Below are 12,191 nucleotides of genomic sequence, written 5' to 3'. Positions count from 1 at the left end.
GGATCGGCGTTGCGGGTGCCATAACCGGCCCCGGTAACCAGATGATCGGAGCGACATGACTCAGGTAGCGGCCATCCAGATGGCCTCCGGACCCCAGCCCCAGGCGAACCTTCTGGAGGCAAAGCGACTGCTGCAGGAGGCCGCCGACAAGGGCGCCCGCCTGGCGGTTTTGCCGGAGAACTTTGCCTTCATGGGCATGCAGGACACCGACATCCTCGGGATCGCGGAGGTGGCCGATGGTGCCGGCCCGCTGCAGGCGTTCCTTGCGGAACAGGCCCGGCGCCTGGGGTTGTGGATTGTTGGCGGGACCATCCCGCTGCAGACCCCGGGCTCCGAGCGGGTGCGTTCGGCCTGTCTGGTGTTTGACGACCGCGGGCAGCAGGTGGCGCGCTACGACAAGATCCACCTGTTCGATGTGTGCCTGCCGGACAGCACCGAGGCCTACACCGAGTCGAAGGTCTTCGAGCGCGGTGACCAGGTGGTGGTCGTCGATACGCCGGTGGGCCGCATGGGCCTGGCGATCTGCTATGACCTGCGCTTCCCCGAGCTGTTCCGGGCCCTGCTGGACCAGAATGCGGAATGGGTCGCCCTGCCGGCGGCCTTCACCGCCCAGACCGGACAGGCGCACTGGGACGTGTTGCTGCGGGCGCGCGCAATCGAGAACCAGTACTACATGCTGTCGGCGGCCCAGGGCGGCTTTCACGTGAACGGCCGCGAAACCTACGGCCATAGTGCGCTGGTGGATCCCTGGGGTCGGGTGGTCGGTCAGTTGCAGCGCAACCCCGGGGTACTGCTGGCGAATCTGGACCCGACCCAGGCCGCGCGCATCCGGAGCAGCTTCCCGGCAGTGGACCACCGCCGCCTGCCGTGCCCCGGGGCCATCTGACCAGGAAGCGTACCCCCTGGATACCGCGTTTTCCGGGCCGGGGTGGCGATATACCCGCAACGGCCGCGCGCTTGAAAGCGAACGGCGTGCCCCAAGCTCCATACTGAGTGCCGACAGCTGCTCCCCCGTGATGGACACGGAACAGCGGATTTACGGAACCCGAGAGGACTTCATGATCGATCGCCTTGCGCAACAGACCCTGCTCGACCCCGCCGGTCTCGGCGAAAGCGAGCTGAGCTCCCTTCTGGGCACCACCTTCGGTCACGGTATCGATGGCGGTGACTGCTACTTCCAGTTCTCCAGCCAGGAGGGCTGGTCGCTGGAGGACGGCATCGTGAAATCCGCCAGCTTCAACATCGAACGCGGCGTTGGCATCCGCGTGGTGCGTGGCGAGCAGACCGGGTTCGCCTACTCCGACGACATCGCGATGCCGGCCATGCTGGAGGCCGCGAAGACCGCGCGCAGCATTGCCAGTGCCGGGCAGAGCGGGCGCATTGCGGTGGCCTCGCGCGCGTCCTCGCGGCCGGCGCTGTACGCCCCCGATAATCCGCTCGATTCGCTGGGCGAGCAGGCCAAGATCGACCTCCTGAAGGAGGTGGATGCCGTCGCCCGCGCCGAGGATTCCCGCGTAACCCAAGTGATGTGTTCGCTGGCCGGGGTGCACGAGGTGGTGCTGGTACTGAATGCCCGCGGCGAGATGACCACCGACGTGCGCCCGCTGGTGCGCCTGAACGTCCAGGTGATCGTCGAGCAGGGCGGGCGCCGCGAATCCGGCACCTCTGGAGGCGGTGGTCGTCACGGCTACCAGTACTTCCGCGAGGATGGCCGCGCTGCCGGTTATGCCCGCGAGGCGGTGCGCCAGGCCCTGGTGAATCTCGATGCGCGCGACGCGCCGGCCGGCAGCATGAAGGTGGTGCTCGGGCCCGGTTGGCCGGGCATCCTGTTGCACGAGGCGATCGGCCATGGGTTGGAGGGCGACTTCAACCGCAAGGGGACCTCGGCCTTCTCCGGGCGCATCGGCGAGCAGGTGGCGGCCAAGGGCATCACCATCGTCGACGACGGCACCCTGGAGGGCCGCCGCGGCTCGTTGAACGTGGACGACGAAGGCAATCCGACTCAGCAGACCGTGCTGATCGAGGATGGCGTGCTGCGCGGCTACATGCAGGACGAGATGAATGCCCGCCTGATGGGTACGCAGTCCACCGGCAATGGCCGCCGCGAGTCCTATGCCCGGCTGCCGATGCCGCGCATGACCAATACCTACATGCTGGGCGGCGACGCCGATCCGGAAGAGATCCTGGCCTCGGTGGACGACGGCCTGTACGCGGTCAATTTCGGCGGTGGCCAGGTGGATATCACCTCCGGCAAGTTCGTGTTCTCCGCCTCGGAGGCCTACCGGGTGGAGAACGGCAAGGTGACGTACCCGGTCAAGGGTGCGACTCTGATCGGCAATGGCCCGGATGTCCTGACGCGGGTGTCGATGATCGGGAACGACATGAAGCTCGATTCCGGCGTCGGTACCTGCGGCAAGGAGGGCCAGGGCGTGCCGGTCGGCGTGGGTCAGCCCACGTTGCGTATTGACGGCATGACCGTGGGCGGTACCCAGGCAGCCTGAGGGCCGCGGGGCCCGATGCAACCAAGGAGGCACAGATGAATCTCGATTTTCTCGAACAGGAACGTTCCCTGCCGGAAGGGCATGGCCACGACAAGATCGTCCAGTGGCATGTCTTTCGCGCGCGCGACAAGGCCGAACAGTTCGCCCACCACGTGGAGCTGAGCGAAGGCCAGGACCTGGTGGGCGGCTGGACGCGTGACAGCGTCGGCATGCTCTACTGGGTCGGCGTGCACGTCGACGACCTGGAGCGCTGGGGCAACGCCGGCGCGGTCCACAAGCACGGCGCCCGGGTCGACTAGTCATCCCTTCCCCGGGCCATTCGGCCCGGGGTGTCCTTGTATCGCCCCCAGATCAGTCATCGAGTAGCGGAACCCTGCATGAGTACATTTCCCGAACGCGCCATCCCGGAACCCGTGTCCCAGGAAGACGGGGTCCAGGCCCTGTCCCATTCGCCGGAATCCCTCCAGACGAGGGTTCAGCGCACGCTGGAGGCCGCGCGCGAGCGCGGTGCCTCGGACGTCCAGGCCGTGGTCAGTCACAGCGTCGGGCTGGAGTTGGGGGTGCGCAAGGGCGAGATCGAAACCCTGGAGCACGAGCGCGACCAGAGCCTTTCGCTGATCGTCTACTTCGGTCAGTCCAAGGGGGCGGCCTCCACCACCGATTTCAGCGATCAGGCCTTGATCGACACGGTGGAGGCGGCCTGCCGCATCGCCCGCTACACCGAGCCGGACCCGTATGCCGGGATGCCCGATCCTGCGTTCAAGGCGAGCGAGTGGGACGACCTGGACCTGGATCACCCCTGGGGCTGCAGTGCCGCCGCGGCTACCGAGCTGGCCCGCACTATCGAGGCCGCCGGCTTCGCGGCGGATGAGCGGATCGAGAATTCCGAGGGTGCCAGCGTCAGCACGCGGCGCGCCATTGCGTTTCTCGGCGACAGCCAGGGGTTCATGGGTGGCTACCGCAGCACCCGGCACTCCCTGTCCTGCGCGCTGGTGGCGCGCGACGCGGCAGGCATGCAGCGCGACTACGCCTATACCGTCGCACGCCACGCGGATGACCTGACCGCCGCCGAGCAGGTCGGGCGCGAGGCCGCCGAGCGCACCGTGCGCCGGCTGGGTGGGCGCAAGCTGTCGACCCGCAACTGCCCGGTGCTGTTCGCCCCGGAAATGGCGCGCACCCTGATCGGCAGTTTCACCCGTGCGATCGCCGGACCGTCCCAGTACCGCGAGAGCTCGTTCCTGCTGAACGCCATCGGCGAGAACGTGTTCCCCGGGTGGATGCAGATCGAGGAACGCCCGCAGACCCCGCGAGCGCTGGGTAGCGCCCCGTTCGACGGGGAGGGCGTGCGCACCCGCAATCGCCCGTTGATTGCCGACGGCGCGCTGCAGAGCTATACCCTCGACAGCTACGCCGGGCGGCGTTTGGGTCTCGAGGCCACTGGCAACGCGGGGGGCGCACGCAACGTGACCGTGGCTCCGGGCGATAAGGACTTCGCCGCCCTGCTGGCCGAGATGGGGACCGGTTTCCTGGTCACCGAGCTGATCGGCCAGGGCGTAAACCCGGTGACCGGCGACTATTCCCGCGGGGCCGCCGGCTTCTGGGTGGAAAACGGCGAGCTGCAGTATCCGGTGGAGGAGATCACCATCGCCGGCAACCTGAAGGACATGTTCCAGCGGATGGCGGCGGTGGGCACCGATGTCGACCGCCGCGGCAACATCCACACCGGCTCCATCCTGGTTGAATCCATGATGGTGGCCGGCGACTGAGCCACGCCCCGCCGGTCGTGCCTGTCCGTCCAAGCTTGGCCGATTTCTCGGAACAACCCACGCTGCTGCTCTCGCCTCCGGGCCCGTCCGTCCCGCAATGCGGTCGCCTCGCCGGTGGCGAGGAACGCCCATGAACTTCTTCGAGCATCAGGATCAGGTGCAGCGCAGGACCCGCTGGTTGATGGCCCTGTTCGGCCTGGCCGTGCTGGTGATCGTCGGGGCCCTGGGCCTGATCGTCTGGGCCATCGGGGGTGGCGCCGAGGCGGTTGCCTGGACCATGGGGGTCACCGCGGGCCTGATCGTGCTCGCGAGCCTGTACCGGGCCTGGCAGCTGCGCGCCGGCGGCGGGGTCCTGATCGCGCAGGAGATGGGCGGGGCCCGGGTCGACGGCAATCCCGCAGACCCCCAGCGGCGTCAGCTGCGCAGCGTGGTGGAGGAGATGGCCATCTCCTCGGGGGTGCCGGTCCCCGAGGTCTACGTGCTGCAGCAGGACCTCGGCATCAATGCCCTTGCCGCCGGATTCGCCCCGAACGATGCGGTGATCGTCGTCACCCGCGGCGCGCCGAACTGAAGGGCGTGGTCGCGCACGAGTTTGGCCACATCATTAATGGCGACATGTGCCTCAACATGCGCCTGATCGGCATCCTCTACGGGATCGAAATCCTGGCTTTGCTGGGGCAGGGCGGGTTGGCGCGGCGCCGGCGACCTTGCCGGGGCCCTGCCGCTGGCGCCCGGCATCCCGGAGGCCCTGACCGGATCGGCCGGTGCGTGCGCATGGGCAAATGTGCTGGACCGCGTGCTGGATCAGCTGATTCGTGCGATGGTGACCACCGTCAGCCATGGCGGGCAGGTGGTGCTGGCCGAGGTCGAGCTGCTGCGCGTGATGGCGGCGTCGCTGCACGTCCCGCTGCCGCTGGCGCCGGAGGGGCTGTTTGATGGTCTGGAGTAGCGGGCCGCTTTGTTTGAGGGTGGGGCGGGCGCCCCTCGAAGCGTGTTGGTTCCGGTCGGTAATGCCTTGAAACCGCTTTCGGCAGGAAAAAACCACCTGAATCCAAATTAAATTCCCATTCAAGCGGCGGATAACAAACGGTTTTCCGGTCGTACATCAAGAAAATCCGAAAAAACACTTTCAATCGAGAGCGGTTTGGGAGGACAATAGCCTCGAGGTAACGGTAACAGGCTCCATGCAGCACCAGGCGACACCCCGAAAGGGGCGTTAAGATTCGCAGTTCCGGTCCCGGTTAGTTTGGGGCCGCGTAGAATCACGATCAAGTTCCATCGTCGTTCGGTTGCCCTCCAGTCTCTCCCCCCTCGAAAATCCAATCTACTATGAACAAGCAGAGGTAACCGAAATGGCTACAGGTACAGTGAAGTGGTTTAGCGACGAAAAAGGCTTTGGCTTTATTACCCCGTCTGATGGCTCCAAGGACGTCTTCGTCCATCACAGCGCCATCCAGGGTAGCGGCTTCAAGTCGCTGGCCGAAGGCCAGAGCGTCTCGTTTGACGTCGAGCAGGGCCAGAAGGGCCCGGCCGCCGCGAACGTCGAAGCGCAGTAAGGCAACCCCGGCGCGCAAGCGCCAGGTTGTGAAAGCCCCGCCTCGTGCGGGGCTTTTTTTGTGGTGCGCCAGGCATGGCGCGCAGCGCCGTTTAGGCGCTATCCGGTCAGCCGTGGTGGCTGGCTGGATGACTCGGGGGTGAGAGACCCCTACGGACCCTGATAGGGGGAACCGTTAGCTGAACAGCAAGGGTATCCGCCGCGAGGCGGAATCTGAAGGAGGCTGTAGGCAAACTCCTGGCCCGACGAACAGGAACCGCATATGAGGCAGCCACATCTGGGCGAGCGGGCCATGAAACTTGAAGCCCAATAGCTATCCAGGGGATGTGGAAGTAGATGCGGCGGGTAGATGGGAGGAAGGTCGCGCGTCTTACCCTGGGAGGCCTGTTCGCCTGCCGCTGGCTACCGACACCGTGAGGTGGCGGGATGGGCGAACAGGAGTCAGAAGAGGCCATAGTAGGCTCTCTAACCAAGAGTTGAAGGGCTGAACCGGTCACGGGTGGATCGTTGATCGCTCTCTGATGTGTATGGGCAGAAGCCTATCCGGAGGGCTCTCGATAACGGTATGGCGGGCCGGAAGCCCAAAGACTGTCGAGGCGCTCACAGCACACAGGCGGGTGACTTCAGCGGAACGAAGCTCAGCCCAATAATGGGGGGCAGGAACCGCCGTGGTACGGATCCGTTTGTCCGGTGGTGTGAGAGGACGGGGGAGGCAACTCCCCCTCCTGCTCGATTGCGATCAGGGCGCGCGGAGCGGGATGTCCCCTGCGGTGCCAAATCGCGAGTGAGCGTGCACCTAATACGCCGTTTGGCGTGACGAAGACCCCGTGACGTGGTTCCGAGACGCCGATGAATGCAGGCGATCGTCTTGGCTCCCGGATCAGAAGATCATCTCGATCTTGAGGCCCAGGGCCCAGGCCTCGCGCCGGTCCGGATCGCGATCGCCGCGGGGCCAGAAATGCCCGAGTATGACCTCGCCGATCAGCCAGTCGCGGTAGACGGGCTGGCGATAGATCCCGCGCAGGCCATATTCGCGCACCTTCACCGGTCGGGCGGTCTCGCCATTCGCCAGCGCCTCCAGCGAGATCTCCCGCTCCGGTCCGAAGGTGTGGAACACCCCCATGGCGGTGGACCAGGCCGCTCCGCGCGTCTCCGAGCTGACGGTCGCGGAATTGCGCCAGCGAAACGCGCGGCGCTCGGTGAGTGCATGGGCCAGGTCGAGCGAGCTGGTTGCCCCGATACCGTCGCCGGTGGACACGAACAGGGTCTCGCGAAAATCCAGCGTGGTGGCGTCGGTCGGCCAGAAGATCCGGCGATAACGGGCCTGGGCATACGGCTTGTAGCCGCCGCGGATGCCCAGACGCAGGTCGACATGTTCGCGCAGGTGATAGCCGAGCCCGCCGAAATAGGTCTGGTCCTCGTCACGGTCCTCCGGCAGCAGGAGCTGCGCGCGCGAGAAAGTCTCCGGCTGGTCCTGCACCAGTTCGTCCCCCGCGCCGCGGCCGACGAACAGATAGACCCGTTCGTTCACGTTGGGCATGGTCACGTCCAGCCGGAACCGCGTGGAGGCCTTGAACCCCTTGTCCTCGCGGTGGAGCCCGCCGATCTGGATGCGACCACCCGCCTCGCCGCCGCTGTCGTCGAACGGCTTGTCGCCGAACCAGCCATCCACGTTGCGGACCAGCCAGTAGGTCAGGTCGCGCGTGCCGTCGCGTGTCTGGTGCAGCCACTGCTGACCGGATTCCCCGGTGCCGATGTCCTCGCTGGCGTGTGCCGTCGCGCAGAGCAGAAGTATCAGGACTAGGATCAGGATCGGAGATCGGCGCATGCGGTAAACGTCGGCTTGAAGGGTAGGGACGAGGGCGCTCGGGTACTGGACCGCGCGCAGCATTGCCGATCATTCTACGATTAATCCGCGCCCTGGTTGGCATTCATGGACCGCGGTGGATGGGGAAAATGGCCTGGGCGTGCGCGCCCTACGATCACTCCATGTGGCGGTTGGAGTGATGTTGTGTTCCGAGGCGGCGTCGCTGCGTGGATGCAAGACCGATTCGGCGGGCCGGTCCGATGGCCACTGTGCACGCCGAAGAGGCGCCCTCGCGAGCACCTTTCCGGGCACGAGACGCCGATAACGCTGGCACGCGGGCTGAGCCTGAATGGCGTCATCGAGTACCGTATCGGCCGGGCTGGCGCTGCCCGGGAGTGTTACGCACCCGGACAACTATCTAACGACAATTACTCTGGCCGGCCGTGTTGCCTCATTAAGAAAAGTTACCGACGGCTCCACGGCTCCACGGCTCCACGAACGGAGCGTGGTGTCCATGGGAGCGCGCAGATCTTCCGTCTCCGATGGCAGGAGGGTTGCGGCTACATGCGGCGAGCAAGGCGTGGCAAAGTACCCGCATGACGAACGACATTATGGCACCCGGGGCGGAATTGCCGGAGGGACTGGATCAGGCATCCCTGCTAGGGGAGATCTGGCAGTACTTTCCGGAGAACATGTTCCTGATTCGGGTCGATGGGCCGGATTTTGTGGTCGAGACGGCCAATCCGCGGATGGAACGTTTGTTCCAGCAGGACTGTACCGGCAAGCGCCTGCATGATTTCCTCCCGTGGCCTGTCGCCGAGGAGGTGGTGGCGCGCTACCGCGAGTGCTTGCACCGGAACGCACCGCTTCGCTACGAAGAGCACGCTGCTTTCCACGATGCGCGCGGCTCCGAGTGCGAGGGGCACTGGCTGACCCTGCTGGTGCCGGTGCATGACGCACAAGGCAGCATCACGCACCTGTTCGGGATCTCCCAGGATGTCACCGAGCTGCGTCTGGCGCGCGCGCGCCTGGAGCGCGCGCGCCTGGAGCGCTACAGCCACGACCTGGAGGCCGTGGTCGAGGAGCGTACGCAGGCCCTGAATCAGGCCAATCGCGAGCTCCAGGAGGCTAACCAGCGGCTGGAGATCCTGGCGTCCTGCGACCCCCTTACCGGGGTCGGCAATCGCCGCCACTTTCAGGCCCGGGCCGAGAGCGAGATGGAGCGCGCCCGTCGGCACGGGAGCCCCCTGTCGTTGTTGATGTTCGATCTCGATGGCTTCAAGCGAATCAATGACGAGGCCGGTCACGCGGCCGGCGACGCCATCCTGAAGCGAGTCACCGCGACCGCACAGGCGACGCTGCGCGACGCGGACCTCCTTGGGCGCTACGGCGGTGACGAGTTCGTCATCCTGCTCCCGCATACCCTGCTGGAAGATGCCCGCCGGATGGGCGAACGCCTGCAGGCCCGGATGCAGGAACAGGTCGGGGTTTCCATCAGCCTCGGGGCCGCCGGCTTCCTCGCCGCCGACATCCATCTTGACCACCTCGTCCACCGCGCGGACACGGAACTTCTCGAAGCCAAGCGCGCCCGTAATGAGGAGAGCTACTCGTAACACACCGAGGAGGGCGGTAGTTCTCGCGCTGTGAGCGCCTCAGGTCGCTGTGTCGGACGCAACGTCATCAGTATCGGACGAGCCATCCTCGCTAGCGGGTGCTGCAGGATCGCCCCTCCGGATCGTAGGAGGAGGGGGTACCCAGGCTCTCAGCCGCTGGCCGGCTTGCTCGTAAAAATGCGGCACGGCGCGCTCAAGCTCTTCGATGAAGACGTTGTTGCCAGAAAAGCGCGCCGCCAGATCGCTCATGTAGAAAACCTCGAAGCCTGTAGGGACCACATCCGTGTTGTCGGACTCCAATGCATCCGGGTCTTCCAGCACGTCGGCCAGGGCCGCCTGTGTGGCTTCTGCGCGGCCGGGTCGGGTGGCCTTGACGAACAGACCGATGGTGTCGATGCCCGCCAACTGACGCCGTAGCCAGTTGACCCGCGCACTGGCGCGTTTCTTGTCCTGTGGCGCAGCCAGCTTCATGCAGCAGACGATTACCCGCTTGGCCAGATCGGCCGTCACGTGAAGTTCGGCAGCCGCATTGGGGATCTCCAGTTCGCATTCCAGAACATGCTTACTGGCGAGGATTTCGGAATCATCCTTCAATCGCTTTTTCGGGTCGGTTCGATGCGAGCGTGACAGACGCAGCCGCACCGAACGCGATAGCTTGCGGCTCATGACCAGGCTCAGGTCCCGCTGTTCCTGGTGCCAACTGGAGACGGTGTTCTCCACTTCCTCGCTGTTCTTGTTCAGCGTGGCGCCGCTTTTTACCTTGGAAACGACGTCTTTCCATTCGCGATTCATGCTGTCGAATCGGCTGATACCGCTTGAGTCGTGCCCGAGATAGCGCACGACCTCTTCCAACAGAAAGTGCTGGTCGGGGGAATCGATCTCGTTCCCTTCGAGGAGGAGCGTGGCCTGCGTCAGCAGATACATCCAGGACCAGTGATACAGCTCGATGTTGCGCGTCTGCGTTTTGGGTAGTTTGACGGGGTGGTGCGAGGGCTCGGCGACGAACTGGTTAGTGATGGTAATGACGGCGTCGATCTTGTGGGCCTTCGCCTGATCGAGATAGGCCTGCAGCTGGTCCTCGCCGATCTCGGCGTTGCCGATTTTCGCCTCGATCAGGGCGGTCCACTTCTTGCGGCCGGTGTCGAGGACAATAAGCCCGTCCGGACGATCGTTCTTGGTCTTGCGTTGCTTCGATTTGCGGTCTTCGCTGAAGGTGACTTCTGTCCAGGCCCCCAGCTCGGCGCGGTTGCCGACGCGGACGCCAAGGGAATTGAGCATGGTCTGGCGAAACTCGAAAATGCCGCGCATCGCGGCAAGTACGACCGAGGCCGCCCGAACTTCCCGGTTGGAGTCCGCGGTGACGGGGATCAGGCGAGCGGTTTCACCGCATTCGATGTAGTCGGGCTTGGCAATCATGAGGCGTCCTTGTCACTGCATGCACCCGCGAACCTAGTCGTTCGCGCCACGGATTGCGAGGTTTGGGCGACGGTCGGGCGACTGCCGTGAGGTGGTCTCTGGCACCTTGCGGCAATCGCGAGCCGTTCAGAGGCCGAAGATTTCGGACTTGAGGTTCCACTTGGAGGCGAGGGTCTCGGTGGCGTTGAGGAACTCCTCGGCGCGGGTGGGGTGGTTCCACTGGCCCTTGGCGATCCAGGCCAGCGCGGTGTCGCGGTCGGGGGCCAGCGACAGGATGTGGATCAGCTCGCCGGCGTCGGCACCGATCACCTCACCGCCCAGCAGGGCCCCGGTGTCCATGTCGCCGATCAGGCGCACGAAGCCCTCCGGTTCGTCCTGGCCCAGCGCGCGGGGGGAGGTCTCGAAGGCGGCGAAGCCGACCGCCGGTTCCAGCTCCTCGTCCTCGGCGTCGTCCTCGTCCATCCCCAGGCGGGCCATCTCCACCGCGGAGTAGATCGCGATCGGGACGAAGCGCTCGTCCTGCTCGCGGGTGTTGCCGTTCTGGATGTTCTCGACCGCGATGGTCGCATCGGCCAGGGCGTGGTTGGCGGTCATCCACTCGGTGGCGACATCGCCGACGGCGTAGATGTTGTCGACGTCGGTCTGCAGGGTGGGGCGGCGCTGGACGAAGCCGCGGCGGTCGGTCTTCACGCCGATGGTGTCCAGGTTCAGGCCCTCGGTGTGCGGGGTGCGCCCGGTGCCGAGCAGGACCCAGTCGACCTCGAAGCGGTTGCCTTCGGCGTCGGTGATGGTGACGCCGTCGTCGGACGTCTCGATCTTCTCGTAGCCCTTCACCCGGACCGGCTCGACGCCGTCCTCGGCCAGGCGTTCCTTCAGCGTGCCCAGCGCCTGGGGGCTGAACTTCTGTCCGGACAGCGGCTTGGAGCGGCTCAGCCAGGTCACGTCCTTGCCGAGGTGATGGAAGATCCAGGCAAACTCGGTGGCGACCACGCCGGAGCCGATGATGGCGACACGCTGGCCGGCCGGGGGTTGGTCGTCGAACAGCATGTCGGTGGTGAGGACACGGCCGGGTTTCGCCTCGAAGGGCGCCGGCACGCTGGCGGTGGCACCGGTGGCGATGATGGTGTGCCGGGCGCTCACGGTCTCGGTGCCGTCGTCGGTGACGACCTCCAGGGTCTCGGCGTCGCGGAAGCTCGCGCTGCCGTGGCGGTACTGGATCTTGAGGTGCTTCATGTAGCCGAGGTAGGAGTTGCGTACCTTGGTGACCACGTCCTTCTGATGCTCCCAGGCCTTGCCCATGTCGGCGCTGAGGCGGCCGCTGATGCCGCGGCCCTCGAAGTGGCGCTGGGCGGCGACCGTGCGTGCGGTGTGGTACCAGTCCTTCTTGGGCACGCAGCCGCGGTTGAGGCAGCAGCCGCCCCAGTCGGCCTTCTCGATGATGACGACCTTCAGTCCGCGCAGGGCGCCCAGAACGGCGGCACGATAGCCCCCGGGGCCACTGCCGATGATGGCCAGGTCAAAGGTTTCGCTCAT

Annotated in this window: 10 protein-coding genes and 1 pseudogene; 8 read left to right on the top strand and 3 right to left on the bottom strand. The window is 65.7% G+C overall.

What is annotated here, in order from left to right; all coding sequences use genetic code 11:
• The first annotated feature begins 55 nt into the window (after positions 1 to 55).
• From F618_RS0105785 to F618_RS0105755, 7 genes and pseudogenes are all read left to right on the top strand, one after another.
• Positions 56 to 886, top strand: a complete 831-nt coding sequence (locus tag F618_RS0105785) for a carbon-nitrogen hydrolase family protein (RefSeq protein WP_019563485.1) — start codon at positions 56 to 58, stop codon at positions 884 to 886.
• Between the two features lie 172 nt (positions 887 to 1,058).
• Complete coding sequence (gene tldD / locus F618_RS0105780) at positions 1,059 to 2,501, top strand: metalloprotease TldD (RefSeq protein ID WP_026331165.1); 1,443 nt, start codon at positions 1,059 to 1,061, stop codon at positions 2,499 to 2,501.
• Positions 2,502 to 2,536: 35 nt separating this feature from the next.
• The gene (locus F618_RS0105775; protein WP_018143927.1) at positions 2,537 to 2,800 is read left to right on the top strand and encodes a hypothetical protein; all 264 of its coding nucleotides are present in this window, start codon (positions 2,537 to 2,539) and stop codon (positions 2,798 to 2,800) included.
• Positions 2,801 to 2,878: 78 nt separating this feature from the next.
• Positions 2,879 to 4,267, top strand: a complete 1,389-nt coding sequence (gene pmbA, locus F618_RS0105770) for a metalloprotease PmbA (RefSeq protein WP_019568020.1) — start codon at positions 2,879 to 2,881, stop codon at positions 4,265 to 4,267.
• A 130-nt stretch (positions 4,268 to 4,397) separates the two neighbouring features.
• Positions 4,398 to 4,993 (top strand): annotated as a pseudogene (locus F618_RS14750) (M48 family metalloprotease); the annotation flags it as partial.
• Positions 4,994 to 5,051: 58 nt separating this feature from the next.
• Positions 5,052 to 5,216 carry a hypothetical protein gene (locus F618_RS16150; RefSeq protein ID WP_019568018.1) on the top strand — a complete coding sequence of 55 codons (165 nt, stop codon included), beginning with the start codon at positions 5,052 to 5,054 and terminating at the stop codon, positions 5,214 to 5,216.
• A 403-nt stretch (positions 5,217 to 5,619) separates the two neighbouring features.
• A complete protein-coding gene (locus F618_RS0105755; protein WP_018143924.1) occupies positions 5,620 to 5,823 on the top strand; it encodes a cold-shock protein in 204 nt (67 codons plus the stop codon).
• An 879-nt stretch (positions 5,824 to 6,702) separates the two neighbouring features.
• Here F618_RS0105755 and F618_RS0105750 read toward each other — a convergent pair.
• Entirely contained in the window at positions 6,703 to 7,713 is a 1,011-nt protein-coding gene (locus F618_RS0105750) for a hypothetical protein (RefSeq protein WP_019568017.1), read from the bottom strand.
• A gap of 512 nt (positions 7,714 to 8,225) precedes the next feature.
• On the opposite strand from F618_RS0105750, the gene F618_RS0105745 reads away from it, so the two are divergent.
• A complete protein-coding gene (locus F618_RS0105745) occupies positions 8,226 to 9,242 on the top strand; it encodes a diguanylate cyclase (RefSeq protein ID WP_019568016.1) in 1,017 nt (338 codons plus the stop codon).
• 39 nt (positions 9,243 to 9,281) lie between these two features.
• Here the strand turns inward: F618_RS0105745 and F618_RS0105740 are convergent, their stop codons facing one another.
• Complete coding sequence (locus F618_RS0105740) at positions 9,282 to 10,658, bottom strand: hypothetical protein (protein ID WP_019568015.1); 1,377 nt, start codon at positions 10,656 to 10,658, stop codon at positions 9,282 to 9,284.
• Between the two features lie 126 nt (positions 10,659 to 10,784).
• The gene (locus tag F618_RS0105735; RefSeq protein ID WP_019568014.1) at positions 10,785 to 12,191 is read right to left on the bottom strand and encodes an NAD(P)/FAD-dependent oxidoreductase; all 1,407 of its coding nucleotides are present in this window, start codon (positions 12,189 to 12,191) and stop codon (positions 10,785 to 10,787) included.

The sequence above is a fragment of the Thioalkalivibrio sp. ALMg13-2 genome (assembly GCF_000381185.1).
Taxonomy (GTDB): Bacteria; Pseudomonadota; Gammaproteobacteria; order Ectothiorhodospirales; family Ectothiorhodospiraceae; genus Thioalkalivibrio; species Thioalkalivibrio versutus.
This window is presented reverse-complemented; position numbering and strand designations above follow the sequence as displayed.